The following is an 18,172-nucleotide window of genomic DNA, read 5'->3' as shown; positions in this document are numbered from 1 at the left end:
CTAAATCTGTCGTTGCGAGAAATGCGAAGCATTTCAGTTAAAATAAAACCAGCTAAATTTAAAGCGAAGCTTTAAATTTAGCCACTTCTAAGGTTTTACAGGGGTGGGGGTTGGTAAGGGGGAGGGTAGCGTCTCCTAAAAAGCGCGCCCTCCCCCTTACGAGAAAAGCACGGCGCAATCTAAAATTCAAAAAATCGTTCAATGCTAAATTTGGATTGAATTTTGAATTTAAATTTCTCTGGATTGCTTCGCTCATTACACTCGCTCGCAATGACAGCAAATTTGCAAAATTTAAATTTTTTACTCATAGATTGCTTCGTCGCTTCGCTCCTCGCAATGACAAATTAGACAAAATTTGCTCTTTATGTCATTGCGAGACGGCAACGCCGTCGGAGCAATCCAGAAAAATTCCATTGCCTTTAATCTGTCATTGCGAGAATTTTGCGTAGCAAAATTCGTGGCAATCTACGAGTATAAAATTCACAGACACTCTAATCCATATCATTGCGAGGAGCTGTTTTACAGCGACGAAGCAATCCAGTAAAATTCCCTAATCCTAAATCTGTCATTGCGAGCCGTGCTTGCACGGCGTGGCAATCTACAAGTATAAAATTCACAGACGCTCTAATCCGTGTCATTGCGAGGAGCTGTTTTACAGCGACAAAGCAATCCAGCACAGCAAGCCGTAACGAAAAATAAAACTAGCTAAATTTTAAAAAATCGTTCAATACAAAATTTAAATAGAATTTTGCTTTAAATTTTACTGGATTGCTTCGAAAACTTCGTTTTCTCGCAATGACAGCAAATTTGCAAAATTTAAATTTTTCGCTCGTAGATTGCTTCGGCGTCGTAATACAACAGCTCCTTGCAATGACAAAATAGGCAAAATTTGCAATTTTTCCGAAAAAATTTTAAAATTAAAAACCAAAATTTAAAAAAGGAAAAAAATGAAAAACCTAATCCTACCCTGCCTAATCGCGCTAAGCTTCTCAGGTTGCGCCTTTTTCGCGCCACGCACCACGCCACTTTGCCCAGACACCACCGCCAGCAAAATGCAGATTTCTAGCTACACAAGACAGAGCAAAGTCGCATATACATATAAATTTATAAATGGTAGCGAGCAATGCAGTGCCAAATCAAATAAATACTTCGCCAACCCAGGCGATGTCGCACTTATCAGCGTTGCAAACGGCAGTGTTTCTAGCGCGCAAATACTCTCTCGCAAAATCACCCCGGGCAAGAAAGAGAGCTACACACCGACCAAAATCATCAAAAAACAGGTCCGCAAAAACGAAAATATCAAAGCCCCAACCGAGGAAAAAATCAGTTTTTGATAACTTACGCCCGAATTTCGCCCTTTAAATTTAACGCAAAATTAACAAAAAGGGCAAATTTCGCGCCAAAAATTATAAATTTTGCATAAATTTTATGAATTTTATCAGCCAAATTTAGCTTAACTACAAATTTTTCACTATTAAAAATAATTCTCATTTGTTGCCATATATTTACTCAAATTTAGCTACAATCACCCTATCGAAATCAAACTCCTTTCAATATTTGCGAGGCGCAAGAGCGTCTCGCTTTTTTTATGCAAAATTCAGCGATTTTGGTTAATACTCGGTAACAAAATGGTTATATTTCAGTAAAATTAAGATTGTTTTAAGCAAATAATTTAGTATTTTGTGCTACTATTACGACCATAACTTTTACAAGGAGTTCAAATGAAATTATTCAAACTTAGTTTAGCAGCTGCATTAGCAGCAGGTGCATTTGCTACATCAGCAAGTGCTGTTGCATTAGAAGATGCAATCAAAGATGTAGATGTAAGCGGTTTCGCTTGGATGCGTATTGATTCTACAAAAACAGATGATGGTCTAAAAACAGAAAACGATCACAGATGGAGATTCAAAAGCGTTGTTAATACAAATGTAAAAATCGATGACAACTTCTTCTTCGTAGCTGGTATTCGCTATGCTCACGACAATGACTGGGCAGAGGGCAGAACAGCTGATGCGGTTACAACAAAATTTGATTTATACCAAGGATACCTAGGATATAAAATTGGTGGCACTACATTCCAACTAGGTCGCCAAAAACTAGGCACATTCTTCACAGATGATATGTTTGGTGATGGTTTGAAAGTCGTTAATCAAGATATCGAGGGCTTAACTCTTGCAGCTCTATATATGGATACATTAGAGAGCGATGGCGATATCGATTTAAATGCGGCAGCAGCAACTCTTGCAGCAGATGGCAAAAGACTAGATCAACACGACCTATGGGGCGTAGCTGCTATCGGTTCTTATGATCCAGTATCTTTCCAACTATGGTATGCTGGCTTAGAGGATGTTGTTGATTTATTCGCAGTTGAAGCTGGTCTAAGCTTCGATGTTACAGAAGATATCAACCTAGGCTTAACAGCTCAATACGCTTACTCAAATTTCAGTGATGAATATGTTGCAATCGGTGCAGATGATGCTGATTTCTTTGGCGTAGAAGCTAGCACAAGCCTATTTGGATTTGATTTAACAGCTGGTTATGTTCAATACGATACAGATTCACAAGTTCATTCAAGAGTATCATTTGAAGACCAAGGCTCTTTCATCAGCCCAGGTGAAGACCTACTTAATTACAGAGATTTCAGAGGCGACAACCACGCTTGGTTCATCACAGCTGCTTATGCTATCGCAGACACTGGTCTAACAATCGGCGATGACTTCGTTAGCGGTGAATTCAACGATGAAGACGCTTGGGAAAATGTTGTTAGAGTTAATTACAAATACAACAAAAAACTTAGCTTCACAACTTTCTGGTCACATGTTAAATATGACGGCAAAGCTGGCGTGAAAGATAGCGAAGAAGATCACATCAGATTCCAAGCTAGATACGCTTTCTAATCATTTACTCTGATTAGTTATAATCCTAGGGCGAGGGCAAAACCTCGCCCTTTTTAAATTCTATCGACAAGGTATCAAATGAAGATTTTAAAACTTTCGTTTTTAGCATGTTTTTGCGCGGGTGCGCTTTTGGGGGCTAATGAGCCAGAAGAAAGCTATGTGTTTGAGGCAAAAGGCGAGTTCGCAAAAGAGCTAAAATCACTCATCGAAAAGCATTCCAAAGACGAAAATATCACAGTCAATGTCTATAAAAACGACGGCTCAAAAGGTGGCGTGCTAAATACTATTAAGCATAGCCCTGCCGCTGCCAAAGAAGAGGGAGCTAAGATTTTCGCTGCTAAATGCGCCTCATGCCACGGCTCAAAAGGCGAAAAGCGCGCTCACGGCGTCTCTAAAAAAATCAAAAATCTATCCGCAGGCGAGATTGCTATGGCTGTGAGCAACTACGGCACAGACCATGAATTTGGCGGTAAAAAAGCGTATTTGATGAACCCTATCGCACTATCTACAACCTCGACAGAGATAGGCTATATCATCGCATTTTTGAAGGGCGACACTTCATTTTTGCCTGGCGGTTCAGGCTCTGCGCGTGGTGGCAATACAGATATTTCGACCACTCCAAGCGAGCAAGGCTCATATCTAAAATAAAGGACAAAAATGAAAGTAGCTGTCATTTTGGCTAATGGCTTCGAGGAAATCGAAGCAATAAGTGTGGTTGATTTACTAAGACGCGCCGGGATCGACGCTAAATTTCTCGGTTTAGAGAAAAAATGCGTCACAGGCTCTCACGGCGTGGAAATCATCGCCGATGATTTACTCGTAAATTTAGACATTAACGAATACGAAATGATAGTCTTACCAGGCGGTTTGCCAGGTGCCGAGCATTTGGCAAAAAGCGAAAAACTAGGCGAAATTTTACGCAAATTTGACAAAGCTGGCAAAAAAATCGGCGCAATCTGCGCTGCACCTTGGGCTCTGGGCACAGCCGGTGTTTTAAAGGATAGCTACACATGCTACCCAGGCTTCGAGGGCACGGTCGCGCACGCCGGCTACACCGCTAGCGCAAATGTCATAATAGATAAAAATATCATTACCTCTCGTGGTCCAGCCACCGCAATGGAGTTCGCACTCACAATCGTGCGCGAACTAAAAGGCGAGCAAGCTTTTAGCGCACTAAAATCCGAGCTACTTTTTAACTAAAACAAATATTTTCACTAACTCTCAATGACAAATTAGGCAAAATTTACGCTTGATTTGTCATTGCGAGAATTTTGCGTTAGCAAAATTCGTGGCAATCTACGACTTTAAATTTAGAGCATGCGAATTCCGTGTCATTGCGAGGCGACGCAGTCGCCGTGGCAATCCAGTAAAATTCCCTAATCCTAAATCTGTCATTGCGAGAAATGCGAAGCATTTCAGTTAAATAAAACCAGCTAAATTTAGAAAAACACAGTTTTTCTAAATTTAGCCACCTTAAAAGCGTCGTCGGGGGTTGGGGGATTGTAAGGGGGAAGGGGCGCGACCTCGCAATTCAAGCCCCCATTCCCCCTTACGAGAAAATCAAAATTTCGCCTAAAATTTAAAAAATCGTTCAAGGCTAAATTTGGGTTGAATTTTGAATTTAAATTTCTCTGGATTGCTTCGAAAACTTCGTTTTCTCGCAATGACAACAAATTTAGTGCAAGAAATTTTAAAGTCGTAGATTGCTTCGTCGCTTCGCTCCTCGCAATGACAATAGCGAGCAAAATTTGTTTAATTTGTCATTGCAAGAATTTTGCGTTAGCAAAATTCGTGGCAATCTACGAATATGAAATTTAAGGTCAGTATTTTTGCAGAATTTATCAAATTTTGCAAAAATTTTATAAATCGTTCAATGCTAAATTTAGGTTGAATTTTGAATTTAAATTTCCCTGGATTGCTTCGCTTTCTGCGAAAGCTCGCAATGACAAATTTAAGCAAATTCTCCAAATTTCAAAAAGCCAAAATTTAACCCCTTTTTGCTAAAATGAGCGCAAAATCAAAGGACATTTTATGAGCGAATTCACACATTTACACCTGCATACAGAATACTCATTGCTTGACGGGGCCAACAAAGTCAGCGAACTAGCCAAAATCCTAGCCGAGCGCGGCGCCAAAGCCTGCGCAATCACAGATCACGGCAATATGTTTGGGGCGATCGATTTTTACCAAACCATGCGCAAAAACGGCATAAAGCCGATAATCGGTATCGAAGCCTATATCCACAACCACGATGATATCGCCGATAAAAGCGACAAAAATCGCTTCCACCTAATTTTGCTAGCCAAAAATGAAATCGGTTACAAAAACCTAATGTATCTTAGCTCGCAAGCGTTTTTAAACGGATTTTACTACTACCCACGCATAAACAAAAAACTACTTCGCGAGCATAGCGAGGGGCTTGTTTGCTCATCTGCCTGCCTTGCGGGCGAGGTCGAATTTCACCTAAATTTAAGCGAACGAAACCTAAGACGAGGTGCAGGCGGATACGAAGCCGCCAAAAAGGCCGCCGCAGAATACAAAGAGATTTTTGGCGATGATTTTTACCTAGAAATCATGCGACACGGTATCGGCGAGCAACTAAATATCGAAAAAGATCTAATTCGCATAGCGCGCGAGCTTGATATCAAACTCATCGCCACCAACGACGCCCACTACGCCTACAAAGAGCGCGCCACAGCCCACGATGTGTATCAGTGCATAGCCATGGGCAAAACCATAAACGACGGAGATCGCCTAAAACATGTCGTAAGCGAATTTTATGTCAAATCAGATGAGGAAATGCAAAGGCTCTTTGCCGATATGCCAGAGGTCATCACAAATACGCAAGAAATAGTCGAAAAGTGCGATTTGCACTTTGCTTTCGAGGAAAAGGGCTACGCTCCCACACCGCCAAATTTCAAATTTACCCTCGAATACGCTAGCAAACACGGACTAAGCTTACCTGAGCCAGAGGCTAGATATAGCTTTGCCAATGATGATTTTTTGTTTGATTATCTATGCCGTGAGGGTTTGAAAGAGAGATTAAAATTTATCGATGAGGCAAAACACCAAATTTACGAAGAAAGATTAAACAAAGAGCTTGAAATCATAAAAAGCATGCACTTTTCAGGCTATATGATTATCGTGCAAGACTTCATCAACTGGGCCAAAGACCACGATATCCCAGTAGGACCCGGCAGAGGCTCTGCGGCTGGCTCGATTTGTGCGTATGCGCTTCGTATCACCGACCTAGATCCGATACCTTATAACCTGCTTTTCGAGCGATTCTTAAACCCTGCTCGTATCTCTATGCCAGATATTGATGTGGATTTTTGTCAAGCAAGGCGTGGCGAAGTAATTGATTATGTCATAAAGCAGTATGGCAAATACAATGTCGCCCAAGTAGCGACCTTTGGTAAATTGCTAGCTCGTGGCGTAATCCGCGATGTCGCCAGAGTCTGCGATATGCCTCTCTCACAAGCTGACAAAATGGCAAAACTTATCCCAGAAGGCCCTGGCGTAACCCTAACTGGCGTCGGAGATCCCGCTAGTGATAAATACAAACCGGGCGCTTACGAGCAAGAGCCAAAAATCGCCGAGCTTTTGCAAAGCGATCCCACAGCCGCGCAAGTATGGGAGTTCGCGCTTCAATTAGAGGGCTTAAACCGCAACGCTGGCATGCACGCAGCAGGCGTGGTTATCTCAAACGAAGAGTTATGGCACAAGGCTCCACTTTTCAAGCAAGATAAAGGCGATGACGCGCGTATCGTCACGCAGTATATGAAAAACTACCTAGAAGATGTGGATCTCATCAAATTTGACTTTTTGGGGCTTAAAACTCTCGATGTCATCGACAGCGCGCTAAAACTCATAAAAAGGCGATATGATAAAGACATAATCTGGGAAAAAATAGATTTTAACGATCCTGCGACTTATAAAACAATCCAATCAGGCAACACGCTTGGAATTTTCCAAATCGAGGGCGCTGGCATGCAAGATTTAGCCGTAAATTTAAAGCCAGATAGATTTGAGGATATCATCGCGATGATTTCGCTATATCGCCCAGGTCCAATGGATCTAATCCCGCGCTTTATAGATATCAAACACGGACGCGAGGAAGCCTCGTATATGTTCCCGCAAATCAAGGAAATTTTAGAGCCGACTTATGGAATCATCGTCTATCAAGAGCAGGTCATGCAGCTAGTGCAAACTATCGGCGGATTTTCGCTTGGCGAAGCTGATTTGGTGCGTAGAGCCATGGGTAAAAAGGACGAAAAAAAGCTAGCCCACATGAGAGAGCAGTATTTAGAGGGGGCTAAGACAAACGGCTTTGATGTGGCAAAGGCAAACGAGCTATTTGATATGATTATGAAATTTGCCTCTTATGGATTTAACAAATCTCACGCAGCGGCTTATTCGATGATTACATTTCAAACAGCCTATCTTAAAACCTACTATCCAGCCGAATTTATGGCTGGTTTGCTCACATCTGAGGAGGGAAACACAGATAAAGTTGCAAAATATATCGATGAAGCAAAACGGCTTGGTATCGGGCTAAAACAACCATCAATCAACCAAAGTTTGCGCGGATTTAGCGTAATCGACGATGAAGCAAGCGAATCAGGGCAGTCTATCATCTACGGACTTGGCGCGATTAAGGGCGTAGGATCTGCTGCAATAGAAAATATCTTGGAACTTCAAAACGAAAGGCTTTTTGAAAATATCGATGATTTTGCCACCAGAGTGGATAATTTCAAGGTCAATAAAAAGGTCATCGAGTCCCTAACCTACGGCGGTGCGATGGATTGTTTGGGTAAAACTAGGCTTAGTATTATCCAAAACATGGAAAATATCCTAGATGTGATGAAAAAAATCACAGAAATCAAAAAAGACGCTCAAAACTCGCTATTTGGCGAAGATGAGGAGATGACCGAGGGAATAAAAGTAAGCTTCGTGGAAAACGCTGAGGAATTTGCGCAAAGTGAAATTTTAAAATTCGAGCAACAAACCGTGGGCGTGTATCTCTCAGGTCACCCGCTCGATGATTATAAAGAGCAAATGAGCGGTATAGATTACCTGCTCTCATCGCAATTTGGCGAGATTACAGGCGATAATGCCGAAATTTTAAGCGTTGGGCGGATCGAGGATATCACTACTCGTATCACAAAAACTGGCAAAAAAATGGGAATTTTGACCATTTTGGATTTGCACGGCTCGTATGAACTAGCCGTATTTGACAACACGCTAAAAACTATCGAAAATTTAAGCCCTGCTGAGCTTGAAAAACCATACGCTTTTATGATAAAAATCAGCAAAAGTGCCGCTGGCGAGGGAGCGTATCAGGTCTCCTTCCTTTCAATGCTAAGCCTAGAAAACGCCAAAGACGCTGGGTTTAGACCACGCTCTGGCGTATTTTTAGAGGGAAATCCGCTCAAAGTTTTCGAAAGCGAAATTTCGCCTATCGCACACAGCAAATCGAGCGAATTTGATGAAATTTTGCAAAATGATGGCTCATCAATGAAGCTTTTGTGTATCGGCAAAATCGAAAGCGTAAATTCTCGCACCACAAAATCTGGTTCGCAAATGGCGAATTTAACCATACTCGATTTATCAGGGAGCTTCGAAGTCGCGGCATTTGGCGATGTGTGCGAAAGCGTGCTAGCCCTAAGCGATAGCGACCTAGAACGCCCGCTGGCATTTTGGGTAAGACTTGCGAAAAACACAGGAACTTACGGCGGAAAATACCAAATTTACCTAGATGAAATTTTATCGCTCGATGAGGCGCGAAATATCGAAAACTACGCCCCTAGCGAAGCGAAGGCTTATGGCGGCTCTGCGCGCAAAGAGAGGCGAAATTTTGGCGATAATGGCTTTGACAAGGGCGAAAACGCCGCACTTGTGGCCTTGCAACAAAGCAAAAAAGAGCGCGAGGAACAGCGAAAAAAGGCCGTGGATTTCGAGTTTGAAATAAGTGCTAGCGAGCTAAACCGCGACAAAATTCAAAAAATCTACTCCCTAGCCTTCAACGACCGGGATTTGAAAAACTCCAAACGGCTAATTTTGCGCGTGAGGTTTGAAAACGAGGTTTTGATCTATCCTACCGAATACATCGTCGGCGACGATTTTGGCGAGAAAGTGGGCGAAATTTTAGCTGCGTGAAATTTCTGAAATTTACGAATTTTAAGAATTTTAGAAATTTGAAATTTTAAAATTTAGCCCAAAATTTGGGCTAAATTTATTAAATTTGGCTATGAACGGGCAAATTCCACAATCGCGCGCGCAAGTTCAAGCGTAGCGTCAAGGAAAACCTTATCCGTCTCAATGAGTGGCAAAAACAGCGGGATCTCCGTGCAACCAGCGATATAAACATCCGCGTCAATGCTATCTAGCACGCTTTTGAAAGTCTCCACATATTCTGCGGTTTTGCCAGCTTTCACACCTTTGTAAATGCAATCCATTAACTTAGCTTGATTTTCCTCGCCAAGCTCTACGCTGATTAATCCAGCATTTTCGAGATGCTCATCATACACCCTAGCCTTTTTCGTGCCAGAAGTAGCCAAAACTGCGATTTTTTTGGCATTTGGATAACGAGTCTGTATCGTGCTAACTGCGTTTTTTGCGATATGGATTAGTGGCAAATCCACAGCCTCCAAAACCCTTGGCGCGAAATAATGCGCTGTATTGCAAACCATGACAAACGCCTCGCAACCTGCGTTTTTAAGGCGAGTTGCACTTTCGATTAGCTTTGGCGTAGGATCCTCGCCCTCGCCGAAAATGCACGCCGTCCTATCCTCGATTTGCGGATAGCTATCAATTAGAAGCGGGATATTTTCTTGATCGCTTCTAGCCCCCGTTAATTCTATCGTTTTTAGATACAAATCAGCACTTGCTAGCGGTCCCATACCGCCGATTACTCCGACTCTACGCATTTAATTCTCCCATTTTGAGGTATCTAGTTTGCCCTCTGTTTTAGCCACATATAGTGAAGCCACGACATCACCTGTGACATTCATAGATGTGCGTCCCATATCTAGTATCGCGTCAATGCCTAGTATCATACCATAAGCCACCGCCACGGTTCCAGTTACGCTGATACCTACTGATTCTAGTATCAAAAGTAGCATTAGCGCGCCAGCACCGGGCACACCGGCTGTTCCGATAGCTGCTAGCATAGATGTGATGATAATCGTAAAGTAGTTTTGAGCGGTTAGGTCGATACCGCACGCATTAGCGATAAAAAGCGTGCAAACGCCCAAATATACGGTCGTTCCGTTCATATTCACAGTCGCACCCACAGGCAAAACAAAACCATAAATCGATTTTGGAATTCCCATTTCCTCATCAGCAGTCCTCATTGTAATCGGAAGTGTGCCGTTCGAGCTTCTGGTAACAAACGCCGTAAGCATAGGCGCACGGACTTTTTTGAGGAATTTCGCAGGATTTATGCCAATTAGCATACAAACCACGCAGTATATCGCAAATACCTGCACCGCAAGTCCCACATATAGCGCAATCGTAACGGTCAAAAGCGAACTAATCGCGCCAATTCCAGCTTTGTTAAACACAACGAACATTAGCGCAAAAACGCCGATTGGTGCGTATTGCATAACCCAGCGAATGACCTTAAACATAATCTCACTCATACCATCAAAAAACGCATACACGGTCTCTGCACTACGCGCAATGCGCTCATCGTCGCTACTTTTGCAATACGCTAGACCAATTCCCACAAAAATACAAAATGCGATAATAGGCAAAATTTCGCCCTTAACGATAGCTTCAAACGGATTTGTAGGGATAATATTTAGCAAAATTTGGCTCATCGCAGGAGCGTTTGCGCTCTTTTCCACAGCTTTGGCAGCATCTAGCTCCAACCCACTACCAGGGCTGAAAATCAATCCGCACGCCAAACCTATCGCGATCGCAAACAGCGTCGTAATCGCGTAGAAAATTATCGTTTTGACGCCAACCTTACCAAGGTGAGCCGGATCAATCGAACTTGTGCCAATTATCAGTGAGCAGACGATTACAGGCACCATAATCATTTTGAGCATTCGCACAAAAAGATCACCAAACGGCGTTAAAATCGATACCCAAGTGGTATCGCCAACGGTGGCATTTTGCGGTAAAATTATACCCAAAACCGAACCCAAAACAAGCGCAATCATTATGCGCCAAAGTAGGCTTGACTCAAAATACCATGCAAATATACCGCGCTTTTTAGGCGCATTAGCGTCACTTTGCGACATTTTTTCCCCTTTTAAATATAATGTTCTTACGATTTTACAATAAATTTGCATAGAACAAATTTAATTAGGGCTGAATTTATAACGAAAGGTTAAAATTTCATTTGTTTTCTAAATTTTGCACCATAAATTTGGCGAATTTAAATCGGATAAGGCGGAATAATCCACCCAAGCGACGCTGATCACTGGATTTATGCGATTGAGCTTTACGCAGACGATAAACTCGTAGCCAAAGCCTCGTTAGAACCGGTCGCAAGCAGGGGATTTTTGAGCGCAAGACTAAATCTAAAAGATGTCAAAACCCTAAAAGCGATCTCTCGCTGTAACCTGCACGGAAATTTTACATTTTCGATAAATTTATAACCACTAAGCTCCAAATTCGGGGCTTTAAATTTTATTTTTTAATTTTATATAATTGTTTTTAAAAAGCTTATAAAAAAGGTTGAAATTGTGTGGTGGTGGGCTCACCAGGACTCGAACCTGGGACCATCCGGTTATGAGCCGGATGCTCTAACCAACTGAGCTATGAGCCCGATTGAATAAATTGGATAAGCTGTAATTTTACAAAAAATTTCTTAAATTTGAGTTAAAACGCAAAATTTCGCCAAACGCCAAATTTCTTACATGCAATACGCAATCCAACCCGCACACGCAATTTTGGCGCCAAATCACGACACATTATGACGCAAGAACCGCGCGCATTTCAGCGCAGTATAATCCACGCAAACCCACGCAAACCCACGCAAACCCACGCAAACGCGCTTAAAAATATCGCCCAAATTTCGGCGCAGTGTTAGCCCAAAGCAAATTCAAGCCCAAACCAAAATTCGGCGCAGTGTTTAAAAGCGCAAGAGCATTTAACAAAATTTAACAACAAATTTTAAGGATTAAATTTAAAATTCCCCGCTAAATTCGGCAAATTTAACAAATTTCGCAAATTCGCCAAATTTAATCAGGGAAGGAAGAATTATTTGTTTGCTTTTTCGATATATTCGCCACGCACGGTATCTACGCGGATAACCTCGCCTTCAAGCACATGAAATGGGATTTGCACGACCGCGCCAGTTTCAAGGGTCGCTGGTTTTTTGTTGCTTCCTTGTGTATCGCCACGGAAATTTGGCGCAGTTTCGACGATTTTTAGCTCGACTACTTGCGGAACTTCCACACCGATCGCTTTGCCGTTGTAAAACATAATGCTAACCATCATGCCATCAAGCATCCATTTTTTCGCCTCGCCCACATCCTCGTCAGCGATTGCCACTTGCTCGTAGCTCTCTGTATCCATGAATTGGCAATACTCGCCGTCATCATAAAGGTATTGCATATCTTTTTGCTCTAAATTTGGCTCCTCGCATTTATCGCCTGCGTGGAAAGTTTTTTCCAAAACCTTACCGTCGATGAAGGATTTTAGTTTCGCGCGCACGAAAGCCGCACCCTTGCCCGGTTTTACATGTTGATACTCTACGATTTTAAACGGAATTCCATCAACTTCGATTTTAAGACCTTTTTTCAAATCGCCCATTGAATAAGCCATTTTTTCTCCTTAGTTTGGTTGCATAAAACTGCGATTATACTAAATTTAGCTTTAAATTTAGCCAAATTTAATCAAAGTAAAATTTTAAAATCCTCTATATCAAAAAGCAAAATTCTATCATTTTTGATTTTTTCTAGCTCGCCTGAGAACCCAGATTTCGAAAACAGCGCCACCATATCGGGCGCAAGCGCGGAATTTTCGCACTTTGCGAGCAGTTCGTTTAGGACATTTTTTGAGATTTTGCGCTCTTTATATTTGCACTCGCCCACGACTAAAAACCCCTCAAATTTCGCAAAAATATCAATCTCACTATTTTTATCCCAATAACTCGAAATTTGCGAAATATCGATATTTAGGTAGTTTGCGAGCAGTTCGCGGCAGAGTATCTCATAGCCAAAACTCGCGTAATTATCGAAATCCTCCCTAATCTCGCCGATGACTTTTTCGTATTCACCCTGCGCCAAAATTTGCAAATTTGGCTCGATAAACCTGAACCAAAACCGCGAGAAATTATCGTTAAAATGGACTTTGTCTGTGATTTGATAGCGTCTTAAAATTCGTGGTAATTTATCATTTTTATGCAGTTTTACAGGGCGTTTTTCGTGCGATTTTTCTAAATTTAAAAACCCAGCTTCTAACAAAATTTGCGTGATTTTTTGCGCAGTGAAGCGGGGCAGTATCTTTGCGACACCGATTTTTTTGCGATCTGATCTAGCAAATTTCATCAGAGCTTGTTTTAGCTCTTTTTCATACTCGCCGCCGAAACTAAACTTCTCGCCAATCTCCCTAAAATTCGGCAAAATTTCAGCCTCTATCGCGCTAAATACATCGTCATATTTCGCGCAAATATCAAAAGCATCGAATACGAAGTGAAATTTCAAAATTTCACCCAGTTCCAAATGGCCAAATTTGCTAGCCGTGTGTTTTAACCCTAGAATTTCACCCCTCCTAAAACGGCTAATTTTAGCAAGTTTAGGTATAATTTACAAAATTTTGGAGTAAAAAATGCAAATCGAAAAAATAAAAAATGATTTAATACTAAAAGAGGGGCTCAAATACTTCGATTTCGCCGCGTCTGGGCTAGCGTGCAATAGCGTCGAGCGCGAAATCGAGCGGGTTTTGCGCACTTATGCCAACACACACTCGCTTGGCGGCGAAAACGCCCACATCACGAGCGAATACTACGAAAACGCGCGCGCCAAAATCAAAGAAATGCTAGGGTGCGCTGGCAGATACTACCTCATCTCGTGCGGATTTGGCGCGACAGCCGCGATTAAGAAGCTATGGGAAATTTTAGGCATTTACCTGCCACCAAACACCAAAAAACGGCTAAATTTGACAAATTTCGCCACAAATGAGCGGGCAAAATTTCCACTAATCGTAATTTCACCTTACGAGCACCACTCGGTCGAAATCAGCCTGCGTCAGGCTCTGTGCGAACTCGTGCGCGTGCCACTGGGTGCAGACGGGCTTATGGATTTTGGCAAATTAAATGAAATTTTAAGCGCAAACAAAGGGCGCGAAATTTATGGCGTATTTAGCGCGTGTTCGAACGCCACTGGGATTTTAGTCGATTATAAGCGGGTGTTTTTGGCGCTGAAAATGCACGGCGCGAAGCTTTTCATCGACGCTAGCGCGCTTGTAGCGCATGATAATGTGGATTTGGGCTTTTGCGACGGGCTGTTTTTTGGCGCACACAAACTAATCGGCGGAGTGGGTGCGTGCGGGATTTTGGCACTGAAAAAAGAATTTTTAGAAGGCGCAGAGCCCACATTTGCGGGCGGTGGCGCGGTAAAATACGCTGATTTTAGCACGCAAAGCTTCGTCATCGACAAAGAGAGGCTAGAAGAGCCAGGCACGCCGGGGATTACGGCGCTCATTAGGGCGTATTTGGCGCTGGATTTGCGCCGCAAGGTGGGCTTTGCGGCAATAAAAGAGCGAGAGCGCGCGCTAAATGCGAAATTTATCGATGAAATTTCAAAAATCAAAGAGATTAAAATTTACGGGAATTTGAGCGCACCAAGGGTGCCGATTTTTGCCTTTAATATGCAAAATTTAGACTCTGACGCCCTAGCCTCCGTGCTTAGCTCGAAATTCGAAATCCAAACGCGCTCTGGGTGCGACTGCGCAGCACCGTATGGATTTGATCTGACGGGGCTTGCGCCAGATCCCATAAATCAGACCAAACCAAGCTGGGTGCGAGCAAGCTTCTCGTGGCTAAACGACGAGGACGATATCGCCTACCTCGCCCACGCGCTCAAAGAAATCGTCAAAATCCGCACAAAGATAAATTTCGTAAGCGGAAAGTATCGTTGCTAATCGCCCCCGCAAGGCGGAAATACTGCACCGAACCGCACGCACGATAAATTTCAAGCGTTAAATTAGATTTTGTATAATTTTGGGTTTAAAATTTAAATATTATAAGGAATTTAGTATGGCGCTAAAACCAAATAAAATCGGAAGCGATAACCCCAAACCAAGAGCTGAGCGAATTTTCACAGACAGAGTGGAGCCAAAAGAGGCATTTATAGAAAGTCTAAAAAGCGTAAATGAAAAAGATTATTCAGTTTTAGCTTTTTACGGACTTGGCGGTATCGGCAAAACGGGCTTAAAAGAGCATTTTTGGGATATGATACAAAAAGATGAAAAGCTAAAAGACGATGATATTGTATATTCGTATTATGATTTTGAAAAAGACAAAAATTCCACACCAAGCGAAGTATATAATAAACTTTCCAGCCGTTTTAGCAAAAATTTTAAGGTAAAATTTACTGCTTTTTCTTTGGCATATTTGATTTATCTTAAAAAACAAAATTCAAATTATGAGTTTAAAAAAGAAACTCTGCCATTTTTTGAAGAGGGAGATATTATTTCAAATGCCATTGGGTTTTTAAGCCAAAATGCTGGTAGCGTGGCAGGACTAGCGACAAAACTTGCAGGATATTTATATAAAAAATTCGCAGATATCATAAATCCTATGCTAAAATCAGAATTAGAAAAGCTTGAAAGCAAAGAACACTACGAAATCGAGCAAGAACTTCCTAGATTTTTCGCCTATGATTTAGAGCAATTTAAAGAGAAAAATCCCGACAAAAAGGTCGTGATTTTCCTAGACACATACGAGCTTTTGTGCAAAAAACAACCAAATGATGCAGACACACTAAAACAAGATGAGTGGGTTAGAGATTTTATAACACAAAACCAAAAGGTTTTATTTGTCATAGGTGGCAGAGAAAAATTAATTTGGGATTTAGATGATGACTGGAAAGAAGTTTTAACGCAGTTTAGGTTAAAAGAGTTAAGCGATGATGATTGTAGATATTTTTTAAATCATTGTGGTATTACAGATGAAAAAATCCAAGATAATATAATAAAATGTAGCTGTGGAGTGCCGTTTTACCTTGATATTTGCGTTGAGATTTACGAGAAAAACAATGGCGCCGAGAATTTTGAAAATTTAAAGCAACATGATGTTACGGAAAGGCTTTTGCGTTACCTTGATAGAAGCGAAAGAGCGACTTTGGAGTTACTATCGGTAGCAAACTACTTTGACAAGGAAATTTTTAAATTAATCATAGATAAATTCTCCACTGGCTACCCCGCTACGATGATAAACGAACTAGCCAAATTTTCGTTTATTTCACAAGACGATGGACGATACTATATACAAAGGCTTATGAAGGAGTGTCTAAAAAACCAGTGCAACACCGAGTTAAAAAGTGAAGTTCATAAATTGCTTTTCGACTATTTTAATGCCAAACTTAGCGACCTTAGCGTCCAAACAGCTTGTGGCTACTATATAGAATTTATAAACGAAGCATTTTATCACAAAGAAAACATTGAGGGCGTAGAAAAAGCGATAGACTGGCTTTTGGAGAAATTTGAAATTTATTTAGAAGCTGGTGTTTCGTTTCATTTTATAGATATTTTGTTGAATTTATCAGATAGAGATATTGATTATGGAGCAGAAGCTGTTTTTTCATATCTTGGTCTTGCGCATCAAGATAATTCAAAATATAATCAAGCCATAAAATATCATAAAAAATCGCTCGAAATGACAAAGGGCCAATTTGGTGAAAATCATCCAAATATTCCCAAATCCTATATAAATTTAGGAGTTTGTTACTACTCTCTTGGAGATTATAATCAGTCAATAGAGTATATTTTAAAGGCTCTCGCAATACAAAAAGAAACATTTAAAGAAAATCATCTAGATATTGCTATGTCTTACAACAATTTAGGACTATGCTATAACTCACTTGGAGACTATAATTCGGCGATAGATTATAATTTAAAAGCACTTAAAATAAACAAAAAAATCTTTGGCGAAAATCATCCAAATATTGCCGTATCTTATAACAATTTAGGACTATGCTATAACTCACTTGGAGACTATAATTCGGCAATAGATTATAATTTAAAAGCACTTAAAATAAACAAAAAAATCTTTGGCGAAAATCATCCAAATATTGCTATGTCTTATAATAATTTAGGTAGTTGCTATTTATCTATTGGAGATTATAATAATGCAATAGATTATCTTTTAAAAGCTCTTGAAATAAACAAAAGAATTTTTGGAGAAAGTCATCAAAATATAGCCAATTCTTATAATGATTTAGTAAGCTATTATTGTTCTCTTAGGGATTATGATACAGCAATAGATTATTGTTTAAAAGCACTTGAAATACAAAAAGAAATTTTTGGAGAAAGTCATCCAGATACTGCTAATTCTTATGATAATTTAGGAATTTGTTATGGCTCGCTTGGAGATTATAACACTGCAATAGATTATCTTTTAAAAGCTCTTGAAATAAACAAGGAAATTTTTGGAGAAAGTCATCCAAATATTGCTGGTTGTTATAATAATCTAAGTAATTGCTATTTATCTATTGGAAATTATAACGACGCAATAGATTATCTTTTAAAATCCTTAAAAATACAAAAAGAAATTTTTGGTGAAATTCATCCAAATATTGCCGCTTCTTATGGCAATTTAGGAAAATATTATAGCTCGCTTGGAGATTACAGCACTGCAATAAATTATTTTTTAAAAGCTCTTGAAATAAACAGGGAAATTTTTGGAGAAAGTCATCCAAATATTGCTGCTTTTTGCAATATTCTGGGAGCTTGTTATTTCTCTCTTGAAGATTACAACAAAGCAATAGATTATTATTTAAAAGCATTAAAGATATATGAAATGCTTGACGATGATAATAATGCTGAAATTTTAAAACAAGTTATAGAAGAATTAAAGCAACGCCTATAATTCCACTCACAACTTCTCGCAATGATACTTAAATTTGCCATTGCGAGTGAGCAAAACGAACGAAGCAATCAAGCATTTTAAAATTTCAACCGCTAAATTTGCGGAATTTTATGAAATTCTACAAAAAACACTGACCTTAAATTTCATACTCGTAGATTGCTTCGACGGCGTTGCCGTCTCGCAATGACAAATCAAGCAAATTTTATAAATCAGCTCGCAATGACAGATT

At 40.6% G+C, this 18,172-nt stretch carries 16 protein-coding genes and 1 tRNA gene; 10 read left to right on the top strand and 7 right to left on the bottom strand.

The genetic code is table 11. The features are described from left to right. Positions 1–58 precede the first annotated feature (58 nt). Positions 59–256 (bottom strand): hypothetical protein, encoded by a 198-nt coding sequence (locus tag OFO12_RS07580; RefSeq protein WP_270870059.1) that lies wholly within the window; start codon positions 254–256, stop codon positions 59–61. A gap of 108 nt (positions 257–364) precedes the next feature. Here OFO12_RS07580 and OFO12_RS07575 point away from each other — a divergent pair, with 108 nt between their 5' ends. Continuing rightward, positions 365–544 carry a hypothetical protein gene (locus OFO12_RS07575; protein WP_270868875.1) on the top strand — a complete coding sequence of 60 codons (180 nt, stop codon included), beginning with the start codon at positions 365–367 and terminating at the stop codon, positions 542–544. A 403-nt stretch (positions 545–947) separates the two neighbouring features. After that, positions 948–1,334, top strand: a complete 387-nt coding sequence (locus OFO12_RS07570; protein ID WP_270868876.1) for a hypothetical protein — start codon at positions 948–950, stop codon at positions 1,332–1,334. A gap of 4 nt (positions 1,335–1,338) precedes the next feature. On the opposite strand, the gene OFO12_RS07565 is transcribed toward OFO12_RS07570, so the two are convergent. Continuing rightward, complete coding sequence (locus tag OFO12_RS07565) at positions 1,339–1,491, bottom strand: hypothetical protein (RefSeq protein WP_270868877.1); 153 nt, start codon at positions 1,489–1,491, stop codon at positions 1,339–1,341. A 230-nt stretch (positions 1,492–1,721) separates the two neighbouring features. On the opposite strand from OFO12_RS07565, the gene OFO12_RS07560 reads away from it, so the two are divergent. From OFO12_RS07560 to dnaE, 4 genes are all read left to right on the top strand, one after another. Next, a complete protein-coding gene (locus OFO12_RS07560) occupies positions 1,722–2,897 on the top strand; it encodes an OprD family outer membrane porin (RefSeq protein WP_270865382.1) in 1,176 nt (391 codons plus the stop codon). Positions 2,898–2,975: 78 nt separating this feature from the next. Beyond that, complete coding sequence (locus OFO12_RS07555) at positions 2,976–3,545, top strand: cytochrome c (protein ID WP_270868878.1); 570 nt, start codon at positions 2,976–2,978, stop codon at positions 3,543–3,545. Between the two features lie 9 nt (positions 3,546–3,554). Then, the gene (locus OFO12_RS07550; RefSeq protein ID WP_270865380.1) at positions 3,555–4,097 is read left to right on the top strand and encodes a DJ-1 family glyoxalase III; all 543 of its coding nucleotides are present in this window, start codon (positions 3,555–3,557) and stop codon (positions 4,095–4,097) included. An 831-nt stretch (positions 4,098–4,928) separates the two neighbouring features. Beyond that, positions 4,929–9,056 (top strand): DNA polymerase III subunit alpha, encoded by a 4,128-nt coding sequence (dnaE, locus tag OFO12_RS07545; RefSeq protein ID WP_270870058.1) that lies wholly within the window; start codon positions 4,929–4,931, stop codon positions 9,054–9,056. A gap of 89 nt (positions 9,057–9,145) precedes the next feature. Here the strand turns inward: dnaE and OFO12_RS07540 are convergent, their stop codons facing one another. Both OFO12_RS07540 and OFO12_RS07535 read right to left on the bottom strand, forming a co-directional pair. Further along, complete coding sequence (locus OFO12_RS07540; protein ID WP_270868881.1) at positions 9,146–9,826, bottom strand: aspartate/glutamate racemase family protein; 681 nt, start codon at positions 9,824–9,826, stop codon at positions 9,146–9,148. Then, a complete protein-coding gene (locus tag OFO12_RS07535; protein WP_270865378.1) occupies positions 9,827–11,146 on the bottom strand; it encodes a dicarboxylate/amino acid:cation symporter in 1,320 nt (439 codons plus the stop codon). A gap of 156 nt (positions 11,147–11,302) precedes the next feature. On the opposite strand from OFO12_RS07535, the gene OFO12_RS07530 reads away from it, so the two are divergent. Continuing rightward, positions 11,303–11,506, top strand: a complete 204-nt coding sequence (locus OFO12_RS07530; RefSeq protein WP_333720448.1) for a desulfoferrodoxin family protein — start codon at positions 11,303–11,305, stop codon at positions 11,504–11,506. Positions 11,507–11,599: 93 nt separating this feature from the next. On the opposite strand, the gene OFO12_RS07525 is transcribed toward OFO12_RS07530, so the two are convergent. The 3 genes from OFO12_RS07525 to OFO12_RS07515 all read right to left on the bottom strand — a co-directional run bounded on the left by OFO12_RS07525 (position 11,600) and on the right by OFO12_RS07515 (position 13,576). Further along, positions 11,600–11,676, bottom strand: a tRNA-Ile gene (locus tag OFO12_RS07525). Positions 11,677–12,110: 434 nt separating this feature from the next. Then, the gene (efp, locus tag OFO12_RS07520) at positions 12,111–12,677 is read right to left on the bottom strand and encodes an elongation factor P (protein WP_270859759.1); all 567 of its coding nucleotides are present in this window, start codon (positions 12,675–12,677) and stop codon (positions 12,111–12,113) included. Between the two features lie 71 nt (positions 12,678–12,748). Further along, positions 12,749–13,576 (bottom strand): DUF234 domain-containing protein, encoded by an 828-nt coding sequence (locus OFO12_RS07515; RefSeq protein ID WP_333720447.1) that lies wholly within the window; start codon positions 13,574–13,576, stop codon positions 12,749–12,751. 106 nt (positions 13,577–13,682) lie between these two features. On the opposite strand from OFO12_RS07515, the gene OFO12_RS07510 reads away from it, so the two are divergent. The 3 genes from OFO12_RS07510 (at position 13,683) to OFO12_RS07500 (ending at position 18,130) form a co-directional block, all read left to right on the top strand. Beyond that, positions 13,683–14,996, top strand: a complete 1,314-nt coding sequence (locus tag OFO12_RS07510; protein ID WP_270870057.1) for an aminotransferase class V-fold PLP-dependent enzyme — start codon at positions 13,683–13,685, stop codon at positions 14,994–14,996. Positions 14,997–15,111: 115 nt separating this feature from the next. Then, a complete protein-coding gene (locus OFO12_RS07505) occupies positions 15,112–17,943 on the top strand; it encodes a tetratricopeptide repeat protein (protein ID WP_270870056.1) in 2,832 nt (943 codons plus the stop codon). A gap of 34 nt (positions 17,944–17,977) precedes the next feature. Then, a complete protein-coding gene (locus OFO12_RS07500; protein ID WP_270870055.1) occupies positions 17,978–18,130 on the top strand; it encodes a hypothetical protein in 153 nt (50 codons plus the stop codon). Positions 18,131–18,172: the final 42 nt, after the last annotated feature.

It is taken from the genome of Campylobacter sp. JMF_04 NA10, assembly GCF_027737655.1.
In the GTDB taxonomy this organism is placed as follows: Bacteria; Campylobacterota; Campylobacteria; order Campylobacterales; family Campylobacteraceae; genus Campylobacter_B.
The sequence above is the reverse complement of the archived record's forward strand: the minus strand, read 5'-3'. Positions and strand labels throughout refer to the sequence as shown.